At 44.5% G+C, this 25553-nt stretch carries 24 protein-coding genes and 4 tRNA genes; 20 read left to right on the forward strand and 8 right to left on the reverse strand.

What is annotated here, in order from left to right; translation table 11 throughout:
• Positions 1-49 precede the first annotated feature (49 nt).
• Positions 50-1360, reverse strand: coding sequence for an MFS transporter (locus LJF29_RS09885; RefSeq protein ID WP_168749532.1), 1311 nt, complete (start codon positions 1358-1360; stop codon positions 50-52).
• Positions 1361-1796: 436 nt separating this feature from the next.
• On the opposite strand from LJF29_RS09885, the gene LJF29_RS09890 reads away from it, so the two are divergent.
• Positions 1797-2246 carry a DUF6376 family protein gene (locus LJF29_RS09890; RefSeq protein WP_229148241.1) on the forward strand — a complete coding sequence of 150 codons (450 nt, stop codon included), beginning with the start codon at positions 1797-1799 and terminating at the stop codon, positions 2244-2246.
• Positions 2247-2279: 33 nt separating this feature from the next.
• Here LJF29_RS09890 and LJF29_RS09895 read toward each other — a convergent pair whose 3' ends face one another.
• Positions 2280-3209 carry a manganese-dependent inorganic pyrophosphatase gene (locus tag LJF29_RS09895; RefSeq protein ID WP_010332614.1) on the reverse strand — a complete coding sequence of 310 codons (930 nt, stop codon included), beginning with the start codon at positions 3207-3209 and terminating at the stop codon, positions 2280-2282.
• A gap of 209 nt (positions 3210-3418) precedes the next feature.
• Between LJF29_RS09895 and LJF29_RS09900 the strand changes: the two genes are divergently transcribed.
• Positions 3419-3796, forward strand: coding sequence for a winged helix-turn-helix transcriptional regulator (locus LJF29_RS09900; protein ID WP_010332613.1), 378 nt, complete (start codon positions 3419-3421; stop codon positions 3794-3796).
• 29 nt (positions 3797-3825) lie between these two features.
• On the opposite strand, the gene LJF29_RS09905 is transcribed toward LJF29_RS09900, so the two are convergent.
• A complete protein-coding gene (locus LJF29_RS09905) occupies positions 3826-4311 on the reverse strand; it encodes a spore coat protein (protein WP_010332612.1) in 486 nt (161 codons plus the stop codon).
• Positions 4312-4455: 144 nt separating this feature from the next.
• Here LJF29_RS09905 and LJF29_RS09910 point away from each other — a divergent pair, with 144 nt between their 5' ends.
• The 4 genes from LJF29_RS09910 to rplI all read left to right on the forward strand — a co-directional run bounded on the left by LJF29_RS09910 (position 4456) and on the right by rplI (position 8221).
• Positions 4456-4605 carry a hypothetical protein gene (locus LJF29_RS09910; protein ID WP_010332611.1) on the forward strand — a complete coding sequence of 50 codons (150 nt, stop codon included), beginning with the start codon at positions 4456-4458 and terminating at the stop codon, positions 4603-4605.
• A gap of 224 nt (positions 4606-4829) precedes the next feature.
• Positions 4830-5759 carry a YybS family protein gene (locus tag LJF29_RS09915; protein ID WP_010332610.1) on the forward strand — a complete coding sequence of 310 codons (930 nt, stop codon included), beginning with the start codon at positions 4830-4832 and terminating at the stop codon, positions 5757-5759.
• 36 nt (positions 5760-5795) lie between these two features.
• The gene (gene gdpP, locus LJF29_RS09920; RefSeq protein WP_010332609.1) at positions 5796-7775 is read left to right on the forward strand and encodes a cyclic-di-AMP phosphodiesterase GdpP; all 1980 of its coding nucleotides are present in this window, start codon (positions 5796-5798) and stop codon (positions 7773-7775) included.
• Positions 7772-8221 (forward strand): 50S ribosomal protein L9, encoded by a 450-nt coding sequence (rplI, locus tag LJF29_RS09925; protein WP_010332608.1) that lies wholly within the window; start codon positions 7772-7774, stop codon positions 8219-8221. The genes gdpP and rplI overlap by 4 nt, the downstream gene beginning before the upstream one ends.
• Positions 8222-8258: 37 nt before the next feature.
• On the opposite strand, the gene LJF29_RS09930 is transcribed toward rplI, so the two are convergent.
• The 3 genes from LJF29_RS09930 to LJF29_RS09940 form a co-directional block, all read right to left on the reverse strand.
• The gene (locus tag LJF29_RS09930) at positions 8259-10358 is read right to left on the reverse strand and encodes an ArnT family glycosyltransferase (protein WP_229148243.1); all 2100 of its coding nucleotides are present in this window, start codon (positions 10356-10358) and stop codon (positions 8259-8261) included.
• 135 nt (positions 10359-10493) lie between these two features.
• Positions 10494-11702 carry a CynX/NimT family MFS transporter gene (locus tag LJF29_RS09935; RefSeq protein ID WP_229148244.1) on the reverse strand — a complete coding sequence of 403 codons (1209 nt, stop codon included), beginning with the start codon at positions 11700-11702 and terminating at the stop codon, positions 10494-10496.
• A gap of 72 nt (positions 11703-11774) precedes the next feature.
• Complete coding sequence (locus LJF29_RS09940) at positions 11775-11915, reverse strand: YycC family protein (protein WP_003242786.1); 141 nt, start codon at positions 11913-11915, stop codon at positions 11775-11777.
• A 120-nt stretch (positions 11916-12035) separates the two neighbouring features.
• Here LJF29_RS09940 and LJF29_RS09945 point away from each other — a divergent pair, with 120 nt between their 5' ends.
• On the forward strand, positions 12036-12239 hold the full coding sequence (locus LJF29_RS09945) for a hypothetical protein (RefSeq protein ID WP_010332605.1): 204 nt from the start codon (positions 12036-12038) through the stop codon (positions 12237-12239).
• A 51-nt stretch (positions 12240-12290) separates the two neighbouring features.
• On the opposite strand, the gene LJF29_RS09950 is transcribed toward LJF29_RS09945, so the two are convergent.
• Positions 12291-12491, reverse strand: coding sequence for a DUF2188 domain-containing protein (locus tag LJF29_RS09950; protein ID WP_010332604.1), 201 nt, complete (start codon positions 12489-12491; stop codon positions 12291-12293).
• A gap of 170 nt (positions 12492-12661) precedes the next feature.
• Here LJF29_RS09950 and dnaB point away from each other — a divergent pair, with 170 nt between their 5' ends.
• From dnaB to LJF29_RS10015, 13 genes are all read left to right on the forward strand, one after another.
• Positions 12662-14026, forward strand: coding sequence for a replicative DNA helicase (gene dnaB / locus LJF29_RS09955; protein WP_010332602.1), 1365 nt, complete (start codon positions 12662-12664; stop codon positions 14024-14026).
• 119 nt (positions 14027-14145) lie between these two features.
• Positions 14146-14565 carry a VOC family protein gene (locus LJF29_RS09960; protein ID WP_229148245.1) on the forward strand — a complete coding sequence of 140 codons (420 nt, stop codon included), beginning with the start codon at positions 14146-14148 and terminating at the stop codon, positions 14563-14565.
• A gap of 206 nt (positions 14566-14771) precedes the next feature.
• Complete coding sequence (gene purA / locus LJF29_RS09965; protein WP_010332600.1) at positions 14772-16064, forward strand: adenylosuccinate synthase; 1293 nt, start codon at positions 14772-14774, stop codon at positions 16062-16064.
• A gap of 221 nt (positions 16065-16285) precedes the next feature.
• Positions 16286-16361: transfer RNA gene (locus LJF29_RS09970), tRNA-Lys, on the forward strand.
• Between the two features lie 10 nt (positions 16362-16371).
• Positions 16372-16443 (forward strand) — tRNA-Glu (locus tag LJF29_RS09975).
• 82 nt (positions 16444-16525) lie between these two features.
• Positions 16526-16602 (forward strand) — tRNA-Asp (locus LJF29_RS09980).
• Positions 16603-16637: 35 nt separating this feature from the next.
• Positions 16638-16710 (forward strand) — tRNA-Phe (locus LJF29_RS09985).
• A 384-nt stretch (positions 16711-17094) separates the two neighbouring features.
• Complete coding sequence (walR, locus tag LJF29_RS09990; RefSeq protein WP_010332599.1) at positions 17095-17802, forward strand: cell wall metabolism DNA-binding response regulator WalR; 708 nt, start codon at positions 17095-17097, stop codon at positions 17800-17802.
• 6 nt (positions 17803-17808) lie between these two features.
• Positions 17809-19644: a cell wall metabolism sensor histidine kinase WalK gene (gene walK, locus LJF29_RS09995; RefSeq protein ID WP_010332598.1), complete on the forward strand. Its 1836-nt coding sequence runs from the start codon at positions 17809-17811 to the stop codon at positions 19642-19644.
• Positions 19634-21001: a two-component system activity regulator YycH gene (gene yycH / locus LJF29_RS10000; protein ID WP_229148248.1), complete on the forward strand. Its 1368-nt coding sequence runs from the start codon at positions 19634-19636 to the stop codon at positions 20999-21001. The genes walK and yycH overlap by 11 nt, the downstream gene beginning before the upstream one ends.
• Positions 20988-21833: a two-component system regulatory protein YycI gene (locus LJF29_RS10005; protein ID WP_229148249.1), complete on the forward strand. Its 846-nt coding sequence runs from the start codon at positions 20988-20990 to the stop codon at positions 21831-21833. Before yycH ends, LJF29_RS10005 begins: the two co-directional genes overlap by 14 nt.
• A 14-nt stretch (positions 21834-21847) precedes the next feature.
• Positions 21848-22642 (forward strand): MBL fold metallo-hydrolase, encoded by a 795-nt coding sequence (locus LJF29_RS10010; RefSeq protein WP_010332595.1) that lies wholly within the window; start codon positions 21848-21850, stop codon positions 22640-22642.
• An 81-nt stretch (positions 22643-22723) separates the two neighbouring features.
• The gene (locus tag LJF29_RS10015) at positions 22724-23920 is read left to right on the forward strand and encodes a S1C family serine protease (protein WP_229148250.1); all 1197 of its coding nucleotides are present in this window, start codon (positions 22724-22726) and stop codon (positions 23918-23920) included.
• Between the two features lie 162 nt (positions 23921-24082).
• On the opposite strand, the gene rocR is transcribed toward LJF29_RS10015, so the two are convergent.
• The gene (gene rocR, locus LJF29_RS10020; RefSeq protein WP_229148251.1) at positions 24083-25465 is read right to left on the reverse strand and encodes an arginine utilization regulatory protein RocR; all 1383 of its coding nucleotides are present in this window, start codon (positions 25463-25465) and stop codon (positions 24083-24085) included.
• Between the last annotated feature and the right edge of the window lie 88 nt (positions 25466-25553).

The following is a 25553-nucleotide window of genomic DNA, read 5'->3' on the forward strand; positions in this document are numbered from 1 at the left end:
AGCCGTCTTTTTTCTGATCAAAAAAAGAGTGCTTTCACACAAGCACTCTTTACTCCAACTTAATCCTTTTCACATCCCCTAGCACAAACACGTAAAAAATCAGTCCGAGCAGCAATACAAAACCGGCAACCAGAAAGCTGAGCGTAAAGGAACCTGTCACATCAAACAAATACCCCGTGAGTGAAGCGGCAATTATGCCTCCGAATAGGTTATTTGCCAGGTTTACCATGGAACTCAGCATGGAAACGGAGCCAATCGGGGCCAGTTCTGCGGAAATGGACCAGCCGACCGGAGCCGTTGCAGAAACGCCGGCGAGGCCGATTGAAATGCAGATAATCGCAACGGTGATATTATTGGTCAGAATGGAGCCTAAAAAGAAAAAGCCGAAGCTCATCCCTACAATAATTACGGTTCGATACACCTTGGTGTTGGAATAGCCTTTCTTGATAAGATAATCGACGAGCCAGCCGCCGACCACAATGCCGGAAATGGTAGAGATCAGCCACGGCACGGCGGTGAATAAACCGGATGACATGAGATCCATTCCGTATGTATGCTTAAAGAAAGTCGGAAGCCATGTAAGCAGCAGGTTGAATGTATAGCCGTACCCCGTAAATCCGATCATTAAGCCCCATACTTTACGATTAGTGAAAAGCTTTTTTAAAAGCGGACCCGTTTTGTAAGGGATTTGTTCTGTTGTGATTGTATTGTGTTTCTGAATATAGTTTAATTCGCTTTTGGAAATGCGTTTGTGCCGTTCGGGCTGCTCATAGTATTGCCAGAAAAAGATGGTAAACAGCACATTGATGCATCCGATTGTTAAAAAGGCGACCCGCCAATCAAATGTTGTGACGAGAAAGGCGACCAGCGGCGCACCGATCACGTTTGAAAATTTGGCGGCTGAATCAAACAGCGAGTTCGCCAGACCCCGTTCGCTTGGGGGAAACCATAGAGCGGTTGCTTTGGAAGCGGCGGGGAACGCCGATGCGCTCGTCAGCCCAATGAGAAATCGGAACACATATAAGAGCAGTTTTCCTTGTAAAAAAGCGAGAATGATCGTTAAAAAGCTCCAAACCGTCATTCCGATTCTAGTGACCCAAGCCACGCCAAACCTGTCCAATAAACTTCCGACGGGCAGCTGCATCAGTGTATACGAATAGGTGTAAATCGAAAACACAATGCCGAGTTCAGTTGCTGTGAGGTGAAACGAATCTTGTATCGCCGGGGCAGCTACAGAAATGGCCACTCGATCAAAATAATTAAGAATGATAATGCCGCTCAGTAACGAAGATATGTACCACCTGGTATGCCCGGGCCGTTTCACGCGCTCTTGACTCATGATGAAAACCTCCTCTGTTATAGCATGATCTCCGGATGTAAATACCATTCAAATTTTAAATACCACACCTATCTTTTATGTAAACGAACAGCAGGAATTTGACTGGAAAAGCCTATTGCTTTAGAATGAAAGTAATAAAAATGAACACTCCAAAGGGGAGTAGCTTTCACAGTAAAGTCGTCATTACGGGACCAGGTGTCCTCGGCTTTGCTGGCAATTTGATTGTTAGCGAGACCTTTGCCAAATCTGATTTGGTGAAGGTCTTTTTGTTTCTGAACTTCACCAAATCGGTGGAGTTTTTTCATTTTTATCAAAAAAGGGAGAGGAGATTCACTATGTCTAAGCTGAAGAAATGGCTGAAACGTGAATTGGTGAAGAAGGGGCTGCCATTAGCGAAAGAGAAATTGATCCCGATCTTGAAAGAAAAAATGAAGAAGAAACGATAAGGGGGCAAACAATGAAGAAAATGGTTCTGACGGTTTTGGCCGGCGTGGGTCTTTTAGGGGCAGGCGGATGCGGAATACTGGATCAGGTGAATGACGGGCTGGATTATACAAATGAAGCGTCAGCTTATGCGGAAAAGGTGAAGACGTTTGCAGAGGAAGCGCCTGCATTGGCTGAGGAAGCTGTAAATGACACTGAGGCAAAAGAAAAACTAGAGACACAGCTTGAGTCTATTCAAAAGGCAGCAGCTGATTTTAATGAATTAACACCGCCTGATGCCGCAGCGGAGCTTCACAGCACCCTACAGGAGCATAACGACACATTGCAAAAAAGTGCGGAAGACGTCTTGCAGCAAGTGGAAGAAGGAAAGGTATCGCTTGAGGAATTGGAGCAATCCGAATTGGTCCAAAACGCTAAGCAAATTACTGATGTGATGGGGCAAATTGAAAAGCTTGGCGAATAAGAAAAAGCATCCCGGGAGCGGGATGCTTTTTTATTATTCTGCAATCGCGTCTGTTAACACAGGAACGACTTGTTTTTTACGAGAAACAACGCCTTTAAGAAGGGCTGTGTTGTTTTCTAATGTGACGTTGAATGCTTTTTCCACTTTGTCCGCTTCGTTACCGATTGCAAGTGCAAGTGAATCGTTTTCTAAGATGTCTGTGATGACAAGAAGGAACAGATCAAGGTTCTTCTCAGCCACAACTTTAGAAATCACTGCTTCTAACTCAGCTTGGCGTTTTCTCACATCTTCGATATCCACTGTGTTGACTTGTGCGATTTCGACTTTTTTGCTGCCGAGTGTGAATTCTTTTGCATCAAGAGAAATCAGCTCTTCAACTGTTTTTTTGCTTAGGTCAGCGCCTGCTTTCAGCATGTTTAAGCCGTATTCTTCAGCATCTACGCCAGCGATTTCAGCAAGTTCTTTTGCTGCCGCTACGTCTTGGTCCGTGCAAGTTGGAGATTTGAATAACAGAGAGTCAGAAATGATAGCAGACAGCATAAGGCCGGCAATTTCTTTCTCGATTGTTACGTTATTTTCTTTGTACATTTTGTTTAAGATTGTAGCAGTACAGCCGACAGGCTCAGCACGATAGTAAAGCGGCTCAGCTGTTTCGAAGTTTGCGATTCTGTGGTGGTCGATGACTTCCAGAACCTGAACGTCTTCAATATCCTTGATGCTTTGCTGGCGTTCGTTGTGGTCAACAAGGATAACGCCGTTCACTTCGTTTGCAGCTGTTTCTACAAGACGAGGGCTTTCTTGTTTGAAGTAATCAAGTGCATATTGTGTTTCGCCGTTGACTTGTCCAAGTCTGACAGGCTCAGCGTTGAAACCGAGTTTGTTTTTTAAATCAGCGTAAGCAATAGCAGAGCAGATCGTATCTGTGTCTGGATTTTGGTGTCCGAAAATAAGTATTTTTTCCATGATAACTCCTTATCCTTTTTTAAGTAGTGTAAACATTCTTTTTATAGTTTAACACGTCTTGCTGCGGGTGTAATCATGCAAACCCTTAAAAATTGATGTGAATATAAAGCATTTTTTTTGAGTGAAAGAGGAAAGGTGTGTAAAATGCTGGGTAGGTCAGTTGCAAAATGATCTGTAGTATCAAAAAAGGTACTATTGGAGGGTCGAACATGAGCCGGAAAAATAATATTTATCCGAACAAAGAAGGCTGTCCGGTTGAATTTACACTAGATGTCATTGGCGGAAAGTGGAAAGGAATCCTTTTTTATCACATGATAGATGGCAAGAAACGGTTTAATGAGTTTCGCAAAATATGCCCGAGTATTACCCAAAGAATGCTGACCCTGCAGCTTCGAGAGCTTGAAGCGGATGGCATTGTTCATCGCGAAGTTTATCACCAGGTGCCGCCCAAGGTTGAATATTCTCTGACAGAATTCGGGCGAACGCTTGAGCCGATTGTATTGCAAATGAAAGAATGGGGCGACGCCAACCGAGAAGCACTGGAGGCGCGTCGTTCAAACAGTTTATTAAAAGAACAGCAGAAGTAGCAGCAAAGGGAGAGCCTTTGCTGCTTCTTTTATTTCATTGAAATGGCTTTATTGGCGTTTCTGACGTCATTTTTTAACAGGTCAGAAAGGTTGTAAGATGGGTAGTATCCATGCTGATACATGTATTGATAAACTTGCGCATGCAACTTAATGGCAGCGTTCAGCTGTTTGACAAGTACGGTTCTTAATTGAGGTGTTGCTGTTTCTGTAATTGCGATGGCATAGTTGCGGACAGATGTTTTGGCAAAGCCGAGCAGGTCACCGCTGAAAAATGGGTTATCCGCACGCTCTTCTTCTTCATCATCGCGAGGCATCGGCGCCTGAGGGAAGAATGGGAGAAGCTCTCTTAAATTCTGCTCAACGGCCTGAATGGAAACGCTATAAAGCTGTCTGAGCTGAGGGTCTCTAACTTCTCTAATCATTTTCTTCAGTTTAATGAGCCCGTTTGACTGAAAAGCAACCAGCTCGTGCATCTCTAATGTTTCATGCCAAGCCAACGTTCTGCGTTCATCCATGTAACAAATCTCCTTTATCAATCAGATTCTGTATCAGCATATGCCCAACGTTCAATGTTGTTCATGATGTTTTGAAGTTTTTAAAAAGGGAATCCACCTTATATAGGATACGGGTTGAGAACATCCAAAAAGAGGTGAAACACGATGTGGGACATGATAAAGAACTTTTTCTTGTTTAGCAGCGGCGTTCTGCAAGCAACAACCCTTTTACTTGTGATTTTAATATTTGTATATGTCAGAAAAACGAAGAAGAAAAACAAAGAATCTTCTGGTTTTATGGATGATAAAGAATAAGAAGTGATGGGCATTCTTTTAAAGAATGTCTTTTCGTTTGCAATGTTTCACATGAAACATTGGCGTCATTTTACTTGCGATTTGGACTTATGTTAAAATATAAAAGTAATTTTAGAGATGATATGAAAACATTGGTGCAAAACATGTTGCGGCGATGAAAAAAAGAGCAGTCGTTTATGCTGCTCTTTTCTATTCGTATGTTCAGTATGATACGAGGTGACTAAGTGAAACAAACAAGAGCATTAATGGAAGGTGCTATTTTAATCAGTTTGTTTGCGATCATCACACTGCTGGTCGTTTATGTTCCATTGATTGGAACCATTCTGTTATTTGCACTGCCGCTGCCTATGATCCTTTATACGATCAGACACGGATTGAAATTAGGATTATGGATGGGCGCTGTCAGTCTTCCTGTTGTCTTTATTGTCGGGTCCTTTAACGGACTGATTGTAGCTTTTATGTCAGCTTGTGCGGGCATAGCCATGGGGCATTTTTTCAAAAAAAGAGAACCCGGCCATGCTATTATTTCGGGTGCCCTTATTTATATGCTTTGTATCGTGTTCTATTTTGTGATAAGCATTCAGTTTTTGGGTATCAATATCATTGATGAAGCAATGACACAATATCGGCAATCACTCGATATCGTTGAATCCGTTTTGAAACAATCGGGTAATGCTGAAGAACTTGAGAAACAAATGAAACTGATGGAAGAACAATTGAGTACGGTTCAATATCTTTTTCCAACAGCTATCGTGATGGTAGGAGCCATTTTTTCTTTCCTCAGTTACCTTATCGCTAAGCCGCTCTTAAGGCGATTCTCCCCCGATATTCCTAGTCTAAAGCCTTTTAGAGAGTTGAAGTTTCCGCAAAGTGTTGTAGTACTGTATTTGTTGATTGTCATGCTTTCATTTCTGCCTTTAGAAAAAGGCCAAATGCTGTACTCTATCGCTTTAAATGGGGAGTTTATACTCGGGTTTCTTATTTTTATCCAAGGTTTATCATTTATCTTTTTCTATTGCCATAAGAAAAAATATCCAAAGGCAGTGGCCGTCATTGCAGTCATTCTTGGTCTGCTGCAACCGATTTTTATGGCAGCCATTCGCATTTTAGGCGTTATAGACATGGGCTTTAACATAAGGAATAAGGTGAAGTGAAAATGAGTTTTACTCACATGGTGGGGAGTGATAGAAATGCCAAGCTTTTATGAAAAACCGTTGTTTCGGTATCCCATCTATGCATTGATTGCTTTGTCAATCATTACAATCCTCATCAGCTTTTATTTTAACTGGATCATAGGAACCGTTGAAGTGTTGCTGCTGGCAGTTATACTGTTTTTTATAAAACGCGCGGATTCTCTTATTCGAAAAGAGATTGACGCTTATATTTCTACGTTATCCTACAGGTTGAAAAAAGTCGGGGAAGAGGCATTGATGGAAATGCCGATCGGCATCATGCTTTTTAATGATCAATACTATATAGAATGGGCAAATCCGTTTCTCTCTTCTTGCTTTAATGAAAGTACATTAGTGGGGAGATCACTTTATGATACTTGTGAATCCGTTGTGCCGCTCATCAAACAAGAGGTAGAATCGGAAACGGTTACATTGAATGACCGAAAATTTAAAGTTGTCATCAAACGGGATGAGCGTCTGCTTTATTTCTTCGATGTGACGGAACAGATACAGATTGAAAAGCAATATGAAAATGAAAGAACTGTGCTGGCCTATATTTTCCTTGATAACTACGATGATGTGACGCAAGGATTAGACGACCAGACGAGAAGCACGATGAACAGCCAAGTGACCTCGTTGCTCAACGCTTGGGCGCAGGAGTATGGAATATTCCTAAAAAGGACATCGTCAGAACGTTTTATCGCTGTGCTTAATGAGAACATTTTAACCGAACTTGAAAATTCCAAGTTTTCGATTCTGGATGAGGTACGGGAAAAAACCTCATTTGACGGCGTTGCGCTGACCTTAAGCGTCGGTGTCGGAGCTTCGGTCTCATCGCTGAAGGAGCTTGGCGATTTGGCGCAATCCAGTCTGGACTTAGCACTGGGCCGCGGCGGAGACCAGGTAGCCATTAAGCTGCCAAACGGAAAAGTAAAGTTTTACGGCGGTAAAACGAACCCGATGGAGAAGCGAACAAGGGTGCGCGCCCGCGTGATTTCTCATGCTTTAAAGGAAATTGTTTCTGAAAGCAGCAATGTGATTATCATGGGACACAAATTTCCCGACATGGATTCTATCGGTGCGGCGATCGGGATATTAAAGGTGTCACAGGCAAATAACAAAGATGGATTTATTGTGATTGATCCGAATCAAATCGGTTCAAGTGTGCAGCGCTTGATTGAGGAAATTAAAAAATATGAAGAGCTGTGGTCAAGGTTCATCACGCCTGAAGAAGCAATGGAAATTGCCAATGACGACACGCTGCTTGTCATCGTGGATACACATAAGCCGTCGCTTGTTATAGAAGAACGGCTGGTAAACAAAATTGAGCATATTGTGGTCATCGACCATCACCGCAGAGGCGAAGAATTTATCAGAGACCCGCTGCTCGTCTATATGGAGCCGTACGCTTCATCAACAGCGGAATTGGTGACAGAGCTGCTTGAGTATCAGCCGAAGCGCTTAAAAATCAATATGATTGAAGCAACGGCCCTATTAGCTGGTATAATAGTGGATACAAAGAGCTTTTCACTCCGCACTGGCTCGCGGACCTTTGATGCGGCTTCATATTTAAGAGCAAAAGGCGCCGATACGGTGCTTGTGCAGAAGTTCCTCAAAGAAACCGTTGATTCCTATATTAAACGAGCGAAGCTAATCCAGCATACGGCCCTCTATAAAGAGAACATCGCGATTGCATCACTGCCTGAGAATGAGGATGAATATTTCGATCAAGTGCTGATTGCGCAGGCTGCGGATTCTCTGCTGTCGATGAGCGAGGTTGAGGCTTCATTTGCGGTAGCAAGACGTGATGAACAAACTGTTTGTATCAGTGCGCGGTCTCTTGGCGATGTGAATGTTCAGATCATCATGGAGGCGCTGGAAGGCGGAGGACATTTAACAAATGCGGCGACTCAGTTATCCGGCATTTCAGTAACAGAAGCACTGGAGCGGCTGAAGGGCGCCATAGATGAGTATTTTGAGGGAGGCGTACAAAGATGAAGGTTATTTTCTTACAAGATGTAAAAGGAAAAGGAAAAAAAGGCGAAGTGAAAAACGTAGCAGATGGTTATGCGCATAACTTTCTGATTAAAAAAGGCCTCGCGGTTGAAGCGAACGCGTCAAACATCAGTGTACTAAACGGTCAAAAGCAAAAAGAGAAAAAAGAAGCCATCGCAGAGCTTGAACAGGCAAAGAGCTTAAAAGAGACATTAGAAAAACTGACTGTTGAGCTCAGCGCGAAATCAGGTGAAGGCGGCCGTTTATTCGGCTCTGTCACAAGTAAGCAAATTACTGAACAGCTTCAAAAAGACCATAACATTAAAGTGGATAAGCGGAAGCTGGAACTGCCGGACGGCATTCGTGCGTTAGGTTATACAAACGTTCCTGTGAAATTGCATCCTGAGGTGCAGGCTGTGTTAAAGGTACATGTGAAAGAAGAAGCTTAATAGAAAAGAGGCTTGGGTTGATCCAAGCCTCTTTTTTTTATTCTACGAGATAAAGGGTTTGCTGGCTTTCTCCGCCAGGTCCACCTTTCATGCTTTGCTGGCTGCTTGTGCTGCTCGAGGAACTGCTGTACTTGTCAGAAGATATTTCTTGGCCGTTTTTCTTGATCCAAGAAACGAGTTCAGTGTTGCCTGAGTTCTTTTCTGGCAGAAGGAAGTATTTTACTTTTCCCTCTTTGACTAGTTTTTTCAGATCAGAGACAGTCAGGATCGGATCTGTGCCGTTGAAGCCGCCGAGTGCCATGACAGATTCATCTGTATTGATGATATATGGCGCAGCCGTTACGGTTGTCAAAGCAGCAAATAGATACTCTTCGCCGGTATTATGCTTTCTCAGATAGGACAAGAGTCCGGTATCAACCTCTGAGGAGAACATGTTCCCGCCGTTTGCTGAGCTTTTGAGCTGCGGCCCGGATTCAGGAAGCACGCTGTTGCCTCCGTATAGAAGCGGCGTTGCTGACCAGTAGATTGGTGTAAGCAACAGAACGCACAAGCTGATGATGGTCAGCTGCTTGCTGAAGGGATGACTGCGTTTAAGCATCAGAAGCACAAGGGTGCTGCCGAGTCCCAAGAGTCCCAGGACGTACATCCATACATTGCCGATTTGGCTTGTATAAGCACTCAGCATATACACCTGGAACGCGGCTGTGATCAGAACGGCTGCCGGCAGCAGGTAGCTGGCCCAATCTTTATTGTTTTTGTATAAGCGATACATTGTATACCATCCGATACCGGAAAGGGCGGCAATCGGCGGAGCCAGCATAATTAAGTAATACTGGTGGAAGAATCCTGCGATGCTGAAGAAACCTGCCACAGGCACGAGCCACGCTGTCCAGAATATCGTTTCTTTCAATTCTGCCGCCTGACCGCGGCGATCACGGCACCAGCTGACAATTACACCAAGTAATCCGATCAATGCGAATGGAAGCATCCAGCTGATTTGGCCGGAAAGAGCCGATTGGAAGAGACGAAGCGGTCCTGCATCACCTGTGCCGAACATGTTCATGCTTTTTCCGCCCCCACCGCCGGGTCCTCCATTTCCGCCGTTTGGTCCGCCTGTTGGAGGTGCGCCTCCCCTTCCATTGGAAGTGCCGATTTGGCCAGAAGGCGGCTGAGGAGCCTGTGCATTGTCCCTGATGGAACCGTTGCTGTTTTGATTTTCATCTGCCTTGCTGTTTCCGTTCTCAGATGAAGAGGTTCCATCAGAAAATTCATTGTGATTTGGCGCTTGCCTTGTGCCATTACTCTGCATGCCACCGCCGCCTGCGGCATTCATATCACCGCGTGCAAGGCCGGTGGTTTGCCCGAGCAGCCGCTCTGTTCCGTTATAACCGAAGGCGAGTTCTAACACAGAGTTTGTCTGGCTGCTTCCGATATAAGGCCGGCTGGAGGAGGAGGTTGAATCCACAATAACCGCCCATGAGAGCGATATACCGGTTAGGAGGATAAGAGACAGAAGCAGCGATCCTATTTTCTTCTTAAGCGATACCCGAGAAGCAATCAGGCAGAATAACATAAATGCAGGCAATACCATAAAGGCTTGCATCATTTTCATATTAAATGCAAGGCCGATTAGGCCAAATGCCGTCAGGAGCCAAACCAGCTTGCCTTGTTTGACCGCCCGAAGCAGGCATGATGAACCGAGCAATAAGGTAAAGACAAGCATGCTGTCAATGTTGTTTGTCCGGCTGACGGCGACTGCGATCGGTGTCAGCGCCATGACAAGCGCGGCGGTGCGGGCCGCTCCAATGCCGAAAGTCGGTTTGATCATTCTGTACAGGAGGATTACCGAACCAACCCCGGCGAGAGCCTGAGGAATGATGACACTCCACGTATGAACACCAAAGATCAGCGCGAAGAGGGTTTGAATCCATAAAACAACAGGCGGTTTATCAACTGTTACAAATCCGGAAGGGTCAAATGACACATAGAAGAAATTGTGGAAGCTTTGCGTCATGCTTTTCACCGCTGCCAGATAATATTGGTTCGCAGCGTCATCCTGCCAAATGTGATATATGTTGAGAAAAGCCGCTGCAAGCAAAATAAAAATAAGGACTGTGTCGAAACGTTTGGTTCTCATCGTTTTTCACCTCTTTATGATGTCTTATTGTAAAAAACAAATATGAAAAACTTATGAATAAACCATAAAGATTCAAAGAATGTCTTGCAGTTTTTTTCATAAAAAAGAGGCGGAGACAAGTTCCCCGCCCATTTTCTATGCTGAATTTCGCTTTCTCTCTGTCTGAAGGACGTATCGATCGCGTCCTGCCCCGAGTCCTGCTGTTCCCATGACAATTAAAGCAGCAATAAGTAGCACAATCGGCATTGTCCATGAATGTGTCTGGTCAAAGAGATACCCGACAAAGATCGGCCCGATGGCAGCAAGAAGGTAGCCAAATGACTGGGACATACCTGACAGCGCTGCAGCCTGATACGCATTTTCACTGCGGAGCCCAATGAGAGTAAGTGCCAGACTAATGCTGGAGCCTTGTCCGATACCGATAATCACCATCCAGATGGCAAGCATAGCATGGCTGCCGCCTGTTAATAATCCGCATAGACCGATCAGATAGACTGCGGTCAGCGCGGCAACGATCCCGCGCTGATGTTTTACGCGATCAGCTAAAACTGGTGTCAGAAAAGTGGAAGGCAGACTCGCAAATTGCATGAGTGATACCAGCCATCCGGCGGTTGACGTATCAATTCCGTGTGAACGGAGTATTTCAGGAAACCAGGCGATACTGCTGTAAAATAAGAAGGATTGCAGACCCATGAAGATGGTGACGAACCATGCCATTTTGGAAGCCCAAATCGGACTTGTTTGAAGCTGCGGTGTCTGGTTGGACACATCCCGATGGCGAAGCTGGGGTATCCAAATCAGCAAGGCTAGACATGCCAAGCCTCCCCATAAGAGAAATCCCTGTTTCCATCCGCCATCCAACTGGGCCGCTAAAGGTACGCTGATACCTGATGCTAAAGCAGCGAATATATTCATTGATGTCGTATACAGGCTGATCATGAGCCCTGGCTTTTCAGGGTATTTATGTTTGATTAAGCTTGGCAAAAGTACGTTTCCGATCGCAATTCCGATTCCGATGAGTGCCGTTCCGAAAAACAAAGCGGCAGTATAGCCGGCAGAGCGAATCAAAACACCGATAAACAGTACCAGGAGACCAAGCCATAAGGTTCGCTCATTTCCGAGACGACGTCCTAGCTTAGGCGCGAGCGGAGAAAGAACGGCAAACGAAAGCAGCGGCAGTGCGGTCAAAAAACCGGCTGCCCCATTGGACATGTGCAGCTCTGTCCTGATGGAGCTGATGACCGGCCCAACTGAAGTGATTGCAGGTCTTAAGTTAAACGCGATAAAGATAATACCGGCAATCAGCCAAAACGATTGGATTTTTTTATTTTGTGGATGTGGCAAAGCAGTTACTCCTCTTTTCTAACATATACTTAATATCATTCCGATACATGTAAGCAAGTATGCGAGTGCGGGTTATGATTTGTCCTCTTTCTGCAATTCAGCCATTTTGGCAAGCAGGATATGCTGAGGCATATGCATGATCTGTTCAAGCGGCAGATTCAAAGACTCTGCAAGCTTTTGTGCAGTTTCAGCAGAAATTTGCAAAGGTCTCACAAAGATCCCTCCTCTCTTTTGTCCATTGTACAAGAATCAGATGTGAAACGTAAGAAGATATCACAAAGGAATGGTGCAATCCGAAAATGCCCCTTATAAAAGAGATAAGGAGGGTTCATCATGAATAAACCGTTATCATTATTAAAACAAATGCTGTATGAGCATCAGATCGACACTGAGAGAGCTGTCACATTGGAAGAATATATCGCTTTGCGGCATAAGCTTCAGGAGCTAATGGGGAAATTTGCTTCATTTGAAGAGTGGGAGCTGTATCAAAAGGCGGCGGATATCATGATGCGTACCGGATTCAAATGGATGGAATAGCGTGTCTTACCCGTTAAAAAAAGCCCCGCGGCAGCGAAGGCTTTCAGTTTGTTAGAAAGAGAGTTCCTCTTCCACATTTTTATGCTGGTCATAAATCACAAGCTTTGCCGGACTGTTCTCTTTGGCTACCTGCTTCGCTTTTTCAATTGCGGCGTCTTTAGAGGTGTATAAAGCTGTAGGCGCCACATTATCCACTGTGATAAACCAGCCGTCCACATCGACGTTGGGTGTTACGGCGTATTTTTTCAGCATATTTATTCCTCCCTCAAGTTTTATCAGTTTTTTTCCCCAGGCTGACACTGTCCGAAACTATCCAATCTGCTGACTGAAAAAAATAGGAAACAAAGAATTTTTCTATTTTTTTTCTGGATAAATGGTAAAATGGAGTTTGGAGATTTTTTAATGAGAGGACGGTGCTTAGCATGACAGACCTTCTGAATGATCGGCTGCCGCCGCAAAATATAGAAGCCGAACAAGCCGTGTTAGGCGCTATTTTTTTACAGCCGTCTGCTTTAACACTGGCTTCAGAGGTATTGATTCCAGATGATTTCTATAGAATGTCCCACCAAAAAATTTATAATGCGATGCTGGTGCTCGGAGACCGCGGTGAACCGGTTGATTTAGTTACGGTGACGTCAGAGCTTGCCAACACGGACCTGCTGGAAGAAGTGGGAGGCATATCGTATCTGACTGATATCGCAAACTCGGTGCCGACAGCGGCTAACATAGAATATTACGCAAAAATCGTTGAGGAAAAATCAATTCTTCGCCGGTTAATCAGAACAGCGACAACAATCGCTCAGGACGGATATACCCGCGAGGACGAAGTTGAAGATTTACTCAGTGAAGCGGAAAAAACGATTATGGAAGTGGCGCAGCGCAAAAATACAAGCGCCTTCCAAAATATCAAGGATGTCCTTGTTCAGACGTATGACAACATCGAACAGCTTCACAATCGAAAAGGTGATATTACCGGGATTCCAACAGGGTTTTCTGAGCTTGACCGGATGACTGCCGGATTCCAGCGCAATGACTTGATTATTGTGGCTGCCCGTCCGTCAGTAGGGAAAACGGCCTTTGCCCTGAATATCGCGCAAAACGTAGCGACGAAGACCGACGAGAGTGTAGCCATTTTCAGTCTTGAGATGGGCGCTGAGCAGCTCGTTATGCGTATGCTTTGTGCCGAGGGAAATATCAATGCCCAAAACCTTCGTACAGGAAATCTGACAGAAGAGGATTGGGGCAAGCTGACGATGGCAATGGGAAGCCTGTCCAACAGCGGAATTTATATCGATGACACACCAGGTATACGCGTCAGTGAGATCCGTGCCAAATGCCGCCGTTTGAAGCAGGAAAGCGGTCTTGGCATGATTTTGATCGATTACCTGCAATTGATCCAGGGAAGCGGACGTTCAAAGGATAACCGTCAGCAGGAAGTATCAGAAATTTCCCGTGAACTGAAATCGATCGCCAGAGAGCTTCAAGTCCCTGTTATCGCCCTTTCTCAGCTTTCGCGTGGCGTTGAGCAGCGTCAGGATAAACGTCCGATGATGTCTGATATCCGTGAATCAGGAAGTATTGAGCAGGATGCAGATATTGTTGCGTTCCTTTATCGTGATGACTACTATGACAAAGAAACTGAGAACAAAAACATTATCGAAATCATTATTGCCAAACAGCGTAACGGCCCGGTAGGAACCGTGTCTCTTGCGTTCGTAAAAGAATACAATAAATTCGTCAACCTGGAACGGCGTTTTGACGACGCAGGTGTTCCGCCCGGTGCGTAAACCCCAAGAGCTTTTTCTTGGGGTTTTTTTCATCCAAAAGACGGAAGAGAAACCAGCCGCTTAGCGGATGTAATAATGAAAGCGGTTTAATAAAATGAGGCAAAAAGGAGAGGGTAACAATGAGGAATCGTTTTTCACAATTTCATGCCGCACAAATTCGGATAGCGAGACCCACGGGCCGGCTTGACCAGATCATTCGGTTTTATGAAGAAGGGCTGGGGTTAAAACGACTTGGTGAATTTCATCAGCATAATGGGTATGACGGTGTCATGTTTGGCCTCCCCCACACCGATTACCACTTGGAGTTCACCCAGCATGAAGGGGAAAGTACAGCGCCCGTGCCCCATCCAGACAGCCTGCTCGTCTTTTATGTGCCGAACGAAGAAGAAATCAAAGCCATCACTGCAAAATTAAAAAGAATGGGCTATCAGGAGGCGGAACCTGAGAACCCGTACTGGAGTCATGGAGGGGTGACAATAGAGGATCCAGACGGCTGGCGAATCGTGTTCATGAACACAAAAGGGATTTCAGACAAGTAATTCTTTCCTCTGCTAAAGGATGGAAGTTTCATGAGCTTTTCGAGGAAAAGCTTCAAGAAAACGCTTCTAATATCAATTAAAGCGAACGAATGAGGATTTACAAGAATTTAATGTTCGGATTTGCAATTGACTTTCTGTTTCTTCACTGATAAACTTGATTTGTTTGAATAGAATCGTTTTTGAAAGGTTAACGGAGGTGCACGGACATGTCTTCAGTAGTTGTAGTAGGTACGCAATGGGGCGATGAAGGAAAAGGCAAAATCACAGATTTCCTATCAGAAAATGCAGAAGTGATCGCCCGTTATCAAGGCGGAAATAACGCAGGGCACACCATCAAGTTTGACGGAGTCACATACAAGCTTCACTTAATCCCGTCTGGAATTTTCTATAAAGATAAGACGTGTGTGATTGGAAACGGAATGGTTGTAGATCCAAAAGCATTAGTCACAGAGCTTGCGTATCTTCATGAGCGCAACGTCAGTACAGATAACCTGAGAATCAGCAACAGAGCTCACGTGATTCTGCCGTATCATTTGAAGTTGGATGAAGTGGAAGAAGAGCGAAAAGGAGCAAACAAGATCGGCACAACGAAAAAAGGAATCGGCCCTGCTTATATGGATAAAGCAGCCCGAATCGGCATTCGTATCGCAGACTTGTTGGATCGTGACGCGTTTGCGGAGAAACTCGAACGCAATCTTGAAGAAAAAAACCGTCTGCTTGAGAAAATGTACGAGACAGAAGGATTTAAAATAGAAGATATCTTAGATGAGTATTATGAATACGGACAGCAGATTAAGAAATATGTCTGCGATACATCAGTTGTTTTAAATGATGCGCTTGATGAAGGCCGCCGCGTGTTATTTGAAGGCGCACAAGGGGTTATGCTTGATATCGACCAAGGAACATACCCGTTTGTTACGTCATCTAACCCGGTTGCCGGCGGTGTAACCATCGGTTCAGGTGTCGGCCCGACAAAAATAAAGCACGTAGTCGGCGTCTCAAAAGCCTATACGACTCGTGTCGGCGATGGTCCTTTCCCGACTGAGCTGAAAGACGAAATCGGAGATCAAATCCGTGAAGTCGGACGTGAATATGGAACAACAACAGGCCGTCCACGCCGTGTCGGCTGGTTTGACAGTGTCGTTGTCCGCCACGCCCGCCGTGTCAGCGGAATTACAGATCTTTCTTTGAACTCAATTGACGTTCTAACAGGAATTGAAACGCTGAAAATCTGTGTAGCGTACCGCTATAAAGGCGAAATCATCGAAGAATTCCCTGCAAGCCTTAAAGCACTTGCTGAATGTGAGCCGGTATATGAAGAAATGCCGGGCTGGACTGAGGATATTACAGGTGCGAAAAGCTTGAGCGAGCTTCCTGAAAACGCGCGTCACTATCTTGAGCGCGTGTCTCAGCTGACAGGCATTCCGCTTTCTATTTTCTCTGTCGGCCCAGACCGTTCACAAACAAATGTCCTTCGCAGCGTGTATCGTGCGAACTAAGCAGAATACCCGTAAGCCCCTGTTTTCAGGGGCTTTTTTTTGTTTGAAAACTGCATATAAGTTGGTCTGAGAAAAAAATATGAAAAAAAACCAAAAAAGTTATTGCCACTTCTATTTGTTCGTGATATTATAAATCTCGTTGTTACGGAAACTACTTCAATAGAGTACAAGATAAGAACTTGATCCAAGTCGTTTGCTCTATGGAAAATCCGGCATCTTAGGAGCCATTAGCTCAGTTGGTAGAGCATCTGACTTTTAATCAGAGGGTCGAAGGTTCGAGTCCTTCATGGCTCACCATTTTTGTGAAGGCCCGTTGGTCAAGCGGTTAAGACACCGCCCTTTCACGGCGGTAACACGGGTTCGAATCCCGTACGGGTCATTGATTTACTTTAGCGTTATTGCTAAATTCCTTATTTGTCTGCGAGAGCTGACACGACAGCTCTCCAGACAAATTACTGTAAGGTCCGGTAGTTCAGTTGGTTAGAATGCCTGCCTGTCACGCAGGAGGTCGCGGGTTCGAGTCCCGTCCGGACCGCCATTTTACTTTACTTAGTAGAGAAAAATAAATCATTTGGCTCGGTAGCTCAGTTGGTAGAGCAACGGACTGAAAATCCGTGTGTCGGCGGTTCGATTCCGTCCCGAGCCACTTACCAAACGCATCTGCAATCGTAGGTGCGTTTTTTCTTTTAAGAAAAGATAGACATGCGGAGTGTTATAATAGAAGAAAAAGGGAGAACCGGCCCTGCGGCCGGTTCAAAGAAGAAGACGTCAATGAAAAGACGCACGCAGGTGAGCGGAGGTTTCATTTAAATTATCTTTTTTAAGAAAAGTTGAAAAACATGACAAAAGATAGACAACTGGTGGATGAAGGTGAAAAATGTGTTTTTTTCTAAACCTTTATTTTTTTTATCTTTTGACCTTAAACCGTTATAATAGACAAGGACCCATTGTTCTATTTGGGCCATAAGTGATGTAACGAATGTGATATAGATGAAATGAAGACCATTCGGCAGGAGGAAAATTAAAAATGATGGATAAAAAGATCCTTGTAGTAGATGATGAAAAACCGATTGCAGATATATTAGAATTCAACTTAAGAAAAGAGGGCTATGAAGTGCATTGCGCCTATGACGGAAATGAAGCCGTCGAAATGGTGGAAGAGCTTCAGCCTGATTTAATACTTTTAGATATTATGCTTCCAAATAAAGACGGCGTTGAAGTATGCCGTGAAGTCAGAAAGAAATACGATATGCCTATCATTATGCTGACGGCTAAGGATTCAGAAATTGATAAGGTCATCGGGCTTGAAATCGGTGCTGATGACTATGTTACGAAACCGTTCAGCACACGTGAGCTTTTGGCCCGTGTGAAAGCGAACCTGCGCCGCCAGCTGACAACAGCGCCAGCGGAGGAAGAATCATCTTCCAACGACATTCATATCGGCTCCCTCGTGATCTTCCCTGACGCGTATGTAGTGTCTAAAAGAGATGAAACGATCGAATTGACCCATCGTGAGTTCGAATTGCTGCATTACCTGGCAAAACACATCGGTCAAGTCATGACACGTGAGCACTTGCTGCAAACAGTCTGGGGCTACGATTACTTTGGCGATGTCAGAACGGTTGACGTAACAGTGCGCCGCCTTCGTGAAAAAATTGAGGACAACCCAAGCCATCCAAATTGGATTGTCACACGCCGCGGTGTCGGTTATTACTTGAGAAACCCAGAACAGGACTAATGCCCAATGAATAAGGTTGGTTTTTTTCGGTCGATCCAATTTAAGATTACCTTGATTTATGTGCTTTTGATTATCATCGCGATGCAAGTCATTGGTGTGTATTTTGTCAATCAGGTAGAGAAGTCGCTGATTACTTCTTATGAACAATCGCTTAATCAGCGAATCGACAACCTTTCTTATTATATTGAGCAGGAATATAAGAGTGATAACGACAGCACCGTCATTAAGGATGATGTCAGCCGTATTTTGAATGACTTCACGAAGAGTGATGAGATTCGGGAAATTACTTTTGTTGATAAAAGCTATGAAGTGGTTGGCTCTTCAAGGCCATATGGAGAAGAAGTTGCAGGGAAACAAACGACGGATCTCATTTTCAAAAGAATTTTTTCTACTAAACAGTCTTATTCTAGAAAATATTATGACCCGAAAAGCAAAATAAGAGTCCTCATTTCCGCAAAGCCCGTTACCACTGAAAACCAAGAGGTTGTCGGAGCGATTTATGTGGTAGCGAGCATGGAAGATGTCTTTGGCCAAATGAAGACCATCAACACAATACTGGCCTCCGGCACTGGTTTGGCCCTCGTTTTGACAGCCCTTCTCGGTATTTTTCTAGCCAGAACCATTACCCACCCGCTTTCAGATATGAGGAAACAGGCAATGGAGCTTGCGAAAGGGAATTTCTCCAGGAAGGTTAGAAAGTATGGTCATGATGAAATTGGACAGCTCGCCACAACGTTTAATCACTTAACGAGAGAGCTTGAAGATGCACAGGCCATGACAGAGGGTGAACGCAGAAAGCTTTCCTCTGTTATTGCTTATATGACGGACGGCGTTATTGCCACAAACCGAAACGGAGCAATTATCCTCTTGAACAGCCCGGCGCTGGAGCTGCTGAACGTTTCACGTGAAACAGCTTTGGAAATGCCGATTACAAGCTTGCTGGGGATTCAAGAGAATTATACATTTGAAGATTTAGTTGAACAGCAGGACTCTATGCTGCTCGAAATTGAGCGGGACGATGAACTGACAGTGCTTCGCGTCAATTTCTCCGTGATTCAAAGGGAGCATGGCAAAATCGACGGCTTAATTGCGGTCATTTACGATGTAACCGAGCAGGAGAAAATTGATCAGGAACGCAGAGAGTTTGTGGCGAATGTATCACACGAGCTGCGCACGCCGCTTACGACAATGCGCAGTTATTTAGAGGCGTTAGCTGAAGGTGCATGGGAAAACAAAGACATTGCACCGCGTTTCTTAATGGTGACGCAGAATGAAACAGAGCGGATGATCCGGCTTGTAAACGATTTGCTTCAGCTTTCTAAATTTGACAGCAAGGATTATCAATTTAATCGTGAGTGGATTCAAATCGTCCGATTTATGTCCCTCATTATTGATCGCTTTGAAATGACGAAGGAACAGCACGTGGAATTTATCCGCAATCTGCCGGATAGAAACCTGTATGTGGAGATTGACCAGGATAAAATTACGCAGGTGCTCGATAATATTATTTCCAACGCTTTAAAATATTCTCCTGAAGGCGGACATGTCACCTTCTCGATTGACGTAAATGAAGAGGAAGAACTTCTCTATATCAGTGTTAAGGATGAAGGGATCGGGATTCCGAAAAAGGATGTCGAAAAAGTCTTTGACCGCTTCTACAGGGTCGATAAAGCGAGAACGAGAAAGCTCGGCGGGACCGGTTTGGGACTTGCCATTGCGAGGGAAATGGTTCAGGCGCACGGCGGAGATATTTGGGCAGACAGTGTAGAAGGAAAAGGCACAACGATAACTTTTACTCTTCCATATAAAGAAGAACAAGAGGATGATTGGGATGAAGCGTGAAAATATAAAAACAATATTACTTACGGTACTTGTCGTCATCAGTCTTGTTTTTACATGGAGCATATGGACATTTCAGCCTAATTTTTCTGAAGGCTCGTCATCAGCAGAGTCTATGGTGCGTGAGAAACATAAAATTGAGAAAAATACCCAAAAACTGTCTGAAACGGTAAAACCGCGGGAAATGTTTATTCATGATGACGGTGCTCATTATAAGGTCGATGATGAAACACTTTATGATGAAGTCTGGTCAGATTTGCCGCATTGGGATGTAAAAGGCATTAAAGATATATCGGATCAATATGATAAGGCCGGATTCAAGAGCTGGTTTTATGGAAGAGGCGGTTCTGCTGCCAAGCTTGATCTGCAATTCAGTGACACGATACCTATTGATATTATTCAAACGCTGCTTAAATGGTCCAATCAATCGTTTGAATACAGCTCGTTTGATCATATTATGATCCCATTCGAAGAAACAAAAACGAATAAGAAGATTTATTTGGTATCTTACAGCAAGCAGCTTATTCTGGAAGTGACGGTTGAATCAGCAAACTACCGGAATATCATGAATGATTTACAAAACAAAAAATCAAACATGCCTGCGTACAGCTTGTTTTCGATTGGAACAAAGAAAGAGTTCTTGCTTCCGAACAAATCGCTTACGATGGATAAAAAGGAATTTGTCACGGAATCAATTAAGACAAACACTTTTAAACAGGCACTGTTCAGCGATCCGAGCATCGTAAGAGAAGATTCAAATTATAATAACAGAAATGTACTGACGGATGGCATCAGCCGTTTAGATGTCAGCCTGACTCAGCGGCATGTCCAATTTCAGCAGCGTAATTTAGTGCAGAGCACCTCGTATCAAACAGGTGAGTTAATCAAAAAGAGTCAGAAATACCTAGAGGATACAGGAAGCTGGACGGATCACTATCAATTTTTTAATATCAATGACAGCCAGCAGCTGAGTTTCTATATCTTTATGGACCAGCTCCCGGTCATTAACAGTATGTCTAAACCGTTTGGCGGCACTTCGGCGATCACCGTGCAATGGGCCAATGACGATATTCTCAGCTATAAACGGCCGAATTACAGTCTTGGAACGAATCCGATTAAAACAAGTGAAACAGAGCTGATGAGCGGCAGTGAAGTGAGGGCTCTTCTAACCAAACAAACGGCGTATGATACGGACAAAATTGATCAGATTTTCCCTGCGTATCAGTTGGTGTCAACATCAACCAACGATGATCCTCTTGTTGAGCTTGAACCGGTTTGGGCTATGAAAATAAACGGAAAAATGGTGCCGATTACGAAGGAATTATTGACGAAGGAGGGGGCAGACAATGGAGTGGAATAAGACAAAAACAATCTTCATCGTTGCCTTCCTCATTTTAGATATTTTCTTAGGCTATCAGTTTTTTGAGAAGCGATCGATCAGTAAAGAATATGAAGTCATTAAAAACGATGTAGAGCATGATATGAAGGCAGACCATATCACGTATGAAGGTCTGGATAAGGAAGCGATAGAAGGCTATCGGATCACGGCGAATCAAAAAGTCTTCACGAAGGATGATATTGAATCACTCAAGGATCAAAAACCTATGATGGATATGCCTAGTGATGATCATAAAGTAACGAACCTAAAGATGAAGTTTACGAGCCCGATTGGCCTTTCCAAGAAAAACATAGAGGGCGATGCACAGGCGCTTGTGTCTTCTAAAATTCAAGATGGTGAAAAATATAAGCTTTGGAAGGTGGATAAATCTAAAAAAGAAATCATTTACTTCCAAACGTATGAAGGCCATTACATTTATCAGAAGACTGACAACTCCTCTAATATGATCGGACAAGTGATTTTGCATTTAAACGATAAAAACGAGGCTGTGTCATACGAGCAGTCGACCCTTGAGACCTTTAAGCAGATTCAGAAAGAGAGCTTAATTACTGAGCTTGATGCGGTTGAATTATTGTACTATCAAAATCAGTTAAAAGAATACTGCACCATAAAGAGTGTGAAATTCGGCTATGTGGCGCAATATCCGCTGACAAGTACGCAGGTGCTGGCGCCGGTATGGAGAGTTACGGTGGAGTATGATAAAAAAGTGAACGGCGAGAAAAAGAAAGTGCAAGAGTATTTTACTGTGAATGCTTTGGAGAGTACGATTTTAGATACAGATCAATCAAAATAATGGAGTGAACTGAAATGAGCTTGCAATTTAGCGTACTTGCGAGCGGGAGTACGGGAAATGCGTTTTACCTGGAAACAGAGGATCACGCGTTTTTAGTGGACGCCGGTTTGAGCGGGAAAGCCATGGACGGATTAATGGCGCAAATCGGACGTAAGCTGGATGATGTGGACGGCATTTTTGTGACGCATGAGCATAGTGACCATATTAAAGGCCTCGGCGTCATCGCCAGAAAGTACAAGCTTCCGATCTATGCGAACGAGAAGACGTGGAAGGCGATGGAGAACCAGATCGGCAAAATTGATACCGATCAAAAGTTTGAGTTTCCGATGGAGACGGTGAAGTCGTTTGGCGGACTTGATGTAGAATCGTTTGGCGTCTCTCACGATGCGGCTGAGCCCATGTTTTATGTGTTTCATTGTAATGGGCGCAAGCTCGCGTTAATGACAGACACAGGATATGTCAGCGACCGGATGAAGGGCATTATCCGTTCGGCGAATGTGTTCGTTTTTGAAAGCAATCATGATGTCGGCATGCTGCAAATGGGAAGATACCCTTGGAGTATTAAGCGGCGCATTTTAAGTGACGTCGGGCACGTTTCAAATGAAGATGCTGCTTTGGCGATGACTGATGTCATCGGCGATGAGACATCTCGTATCTACCTCGCCCATTTGAGTCAAGACAACAATATGAAAGAGCTGGCCAGAATGTCTGTCCAGCAGACCTTGGCTTCTAAAGGGTTTGTGGCAGGCGAGACATTTGATTTGTTTGATACCGACCCGAAAAAGGCTACTCCGCTTTGCGCTGTATAATTTTTTCTTATGTAACATGACTATTATAGGAGTTTCTAATCCACAATATAACCATATCAACGTTCTCTGAAAGGATGGAATATGGTGGATTACGAGCGTGAGGAACATAATACTCCTGAACAGCCGAAGAGAAGCAAAAAAGGTTATTTTCTTTCAAGTCTGATCGGGGTGATTGTCGGCGCTGTATTGATGGCGTTTCTAATGCCATACCTTTCAAATGAGGGGTTAGATACAGGTGAGGCGGATCAGCAGCTGAACAACAGGCAGGAGCCAATTCGAACAGTGAATGTCAGTGTGAACAACGCTGTCACTAAGATTGTCAGCAATGTGTCGCCAGCTGTTGTCGGTGTCGTAAACATTCAAAAAACAGATATTTGGGGAGAAAGCGGTGAGGCTGGGAGCGGCTCAGGCGTCATCTACAAGAAAAATGACAACTCAGCTTATGTCGTGACCAACCATCATGTGATCGAGGGCGCTTCCCAAATTGAAATCAGTTTAAAAGACGGTTCGCGCGTGTCTGCTGAGCTTGTCGGCAGCGACCAGCTGATGGATCTTGCCGTCTTGCGGGTGAAAAGCGATAAAATCAAAGCCGTCGCTGATTTTGGCAACTCAGATAAAGTGAAATCAGGCGAACCGGTAATTGCGATCGGCAATCCGTTAGGCCTTGAGTTTGCAGGCTCTGTCACACAGGGCGTCATTTCGGGAACAGAGAGAGCGATTCCGGTTGATTCCAATGATGACGGTCAGCCTGACTGGAATGCAGAGGTGCTGCAAACCGATGCGGCCATAAACCCGGGGAACAGCGGCGGCGCTTTGTTAAATATGGACGGAAAAGTCATCGGCATCAATTCAATGAAAATCGCGGAGTCAGCGGTTGAAGGGATTGGACTGTCTATTCCATCTAACCTTGTGATTCCGGTGATAGAGGATTTAGAGAAATACGGCAAAGTGAAGCGTCCGTTCCTTGGCATTGAAATGAAATCGTTAAATGATATCGCAAGCTACCATTGGGATGAAACGCTGAAGCTTCCTAAACATGTGACCAACGGAGCGGTGATAATGGGTGTAGATGCCTTTTCACCTGCCGGAAAAGCGGGACTCAAGGAGCTGGATGTCATCACTGAATTTGACGGGCAAAAAGTAAATGATATTGTGGATCTTCGGAAGCGGCTTTATCAAAAACGTGTCGGTGATCGGGTGAAGGTGACGTTTTACCGAGGCGGAAAAGAAAAGTCCGTTGAAGTGAAACTGTCCTCTGCAGATCGGTTAGGAAGATAATGGAAACAGCCTGGCGCCAATGCCAGGCTGTTTTTTTATGCAAAAAAGCGGAACGGGGGTCACGCCCGTTCCATAGAAAATACATGGATGTTACACGTGAAACAGTGTGTAACTTGTCAGCTTTCCATTTTCAGCGTTTATTTTATGTATGATTACTGGTTGTTATTTTGCGTGCAGAGAAAACTTCTTCAGCCGGTATTGCAGGCTTTGTCTGCTGATACCGAGCTCCTGGGCGGTTTTTGAAATGTTATGGCCGTGTTTTCTTAGGATGTTCTCGATCACATATTTTTCGAAGCTCTCCATTTTTTCTTTTAAATCAGCTGTTGGCTGATGCCCTTCGGTTTCTGGCTCCGATGTGTCAGCCGGCTTGATTTTCATGCGGTATTGATATGGCAGATGGTTAGCCGTAATCATTTGTTCATCTGTCATGAAATTCATCGCACCCTCGATCATATGCTCAAGCTCGCGAATATTGCCCGGCCAATCATAGGATAAGAAAAATTGCTTCACATCTTCACTGATCTGTTCGACATTCATCTGAAATAGGTGGTTGTTTTTCTGGATGAATTCCGACGCGAGAAGCAAAATGTCCTCTTTGCGCTCCCGAAGAGGCGGGATGATCAGCGTCACGACGCTCAGCCTGTAATACAAGTCCTTCCGCATTCGCTCTCCAGCAATGGCATCAATCGGGTCTTCATTCATCGTGGCGATAATGCGCACGTCAATCGGTGTATCCTTGGTCGAACCAATGCGCCTGATTTTCCGTTCTTGCAGGGCACGCAGCAATTTTGCCTGCAAGCTCAAATTCAGCGAGTTGATTTCATCTAACAGAAGTGTGCCGCCATGGGCTTGCTCAAACAGGCCAGGCTGGTCAACGGCACCTGTAAACGCACCTTTTTTCGTCCCGAACAGGATGCTTTCCACCAGGCTGTCAGGCAGAGCCGCACAGTTTTGAGAAATAAACGGGCCGCTTGATCGGTCGCTGCCGTTATGGATACTTTGTGCGAACAGCTCTTTTCCCGTGCCGGTTTCACCTGCGAGAAGCACCGATGAAGACGTTCGGGTCGCCCGCTTGGCGTTTTCGATGACATCCTGAATCGCCGGACTGGTGCCGAGAATGCTGTCAAATGTGTACGTCGCGTTTCCTTTTTTATTCATATTCTCTCTGATCAGGCGTTCAAGCTTTGTCACATCCTTGGCAATTTCGACAGCGCCTTTGATTTCGCCGTTTTGGATAATCGGATATGTATGATTGATCGTCGTGATTTCCTGGCCTTTATTATTGAAATAGCTTTGCTTTACATTGTTGATCGTTTTGCCTTCCTGTAGGGCTTGCACAAGCGTGCTGTCCTGCTGCTTCGAAAACATAAACACATCCATCAGGTTTTTATTTAAGACGTCCTGCTTCTCCATATCTTCAATCTGCATCATTTTGTTGTTATAAACAATCGTGTTACCATGCTCGTCCACCACGTGCAGGCCGACATCAATTTCATCCAAAATGCTCTGAAACACTAATGTGAGGAATTCGCTGTCTTTGACCAAAGTATAAACCTCCCTCATTTATTTTCTTAATATTGCTTCTATTTTATAAAAGAATGGAGAGGATATGCAAAAGAATTTTGCACTTTAT

Origin of the sequence: Bacillus sp. LBG-1-113, from assembly GCF_020708615.1 — a bacterium.
GTDB lineage: Bacteria > Bacillota > Bacilli > Bacillales > Bacillaceae > Bacillus > Bacillus mojavensis.

What these genes read in the sequence shown, in the direction of transcription:
- LJF29_RS09890 (WP_229148241.1), top strand. Translation starts at nt 1,797, where the DNA reads ATGAAGAAAATGGTTCTGACGGTTTTGGCCGGCGTGGGTCTTTTAGGG.
- LJF29_RS09895 (WP_010332614.1), bottom strand. Translation starts at nt 3,209, where the DNA reads ATGGAAAAAATACTTATTTTCGGACACCAAAATCCAGACACAGATACG.
- LJF29_RS09900 (WP_010332613.1), top strand. Translation starts at nt 3,419, where the DNA reads ATGAGCCGGAAAAATAATATTTATCCGAACAAAGAAGGCTGTCCGGTT.
- LJF29_RS09905 (WP_010332612.1), bottom strand. Translation starts at nt 4,311, where the DNA reads ATGGATGAACGCAGAACGTTGGCTTGGCATGAAACATTAGAGATGCAC.
- LJF29_RS09910 (WP_010332611.1), top strand. Translation starts at nt 4,456, where the DNA reads ATGTGGGACATGATAAAGAACTTTTTCTTGTTTAGCAGCGGCGTTCTG.
- gdpP (WP_010332609.1), top strand. Translation starts at nt 5,796, where the DNA reads ATGCCAAGCTTTTATGAAAAACCGTTGTTTCGGTATCCCATCTATGCA.
- rplI (WP_010332608.1), top strand. Translation starts at nt 7,772, where the DNA reads ATGAAGGTTATTTTCTTACAAGATGTAAAAGGAAAAGGAAAAAAAGGC.
- LJF29_RS09930 (WP_229148243.1), bottom strand. Translation starts at nt 10,358, where the DNA reads ATGAGAACCAAACGTTTCGACACAGTCCTTATTTTTATTTTGCTTGCA.
- LJF29_RS09945 (WP_010332605.1), top strand. Translation starts at nt 12,036, where the DNA reads ATGAATAAACCGTTATCATTATTAAAACAAATGCTGTATGAGCATCAG.
- LJF29_RS09950 (WP_010332604.1), bottom strand. Translation starts at nt 12,491, where the DNA reads ATGCTGAAAAAATACGCCGTAACACCCAACGTCGATGTGGACGGCTGG.
- dnaB (WP_010332602.1), top strand. Translation starts at nt 12,662, where the DNA reads ATGACAGACCTTCTGAATGATCGGCTGCCGCCGCAAAATATAGAAGCC.
- LJF29_RS09960 (WP_229148245.1), top strand. Translation starts at nt 14,146, where the DNA reads ATGAGGAATCGTTTTTCACAATTTCATGCCGCACAAATTCGGATAGCG.
- purA (WP_010332600.1), top strand. Translation starts at nt 14,772, where the DNA reads ATGTCTTCAGTAGTTGTAGTAGGTACGCAATGGGGCGATGAAGGAAAA.
- walR (WP_010332599.1), top strand. Translation starts at nt 17,095, where the DNA reads ATGGATAAAAAGATCCTTGTAGTAGATGATGAAAAACCGATTGCAGAT.
- walK (WP_010332598.1), top strand. Translation starts at nt 17,809, where the DNA reads ATGAATAAGGTTGGTTTTTTTCGGTCGATCCAATTTAAGATTACCTTG.
- yycH (WP_229148248.1), top strand. Translation starts at nt 19,634, where the DNA reads ATGAAGCGTGAAAATATAAAAACAATATTACTTACGGTACTTGTCGTC.
- LJF29_RS10005 (WP_229148249.1), top strand. Translation starts at nt 20,988, where the DNA reads ATGGAGTGGAATAAGACAAAAACAATCTTCATCGTTGCCTTCCTCATT.
- LJF29_RS10010 (WP_010332595.1), top strand. Translation starts at nt 21,848, where the DNA reads ATGAGCTTGCAATTTAGCGTACTTGCGAGCGGGAGTACGGGAAATGCG.
- LJF29_RS10015 (WP_229148250.1), top strand. Translation starts at nt 22,724, where the DNA reads ATGGTGGATTACGAGCGTGAGGAACATAATACTCCTGAACAGCCGAAG.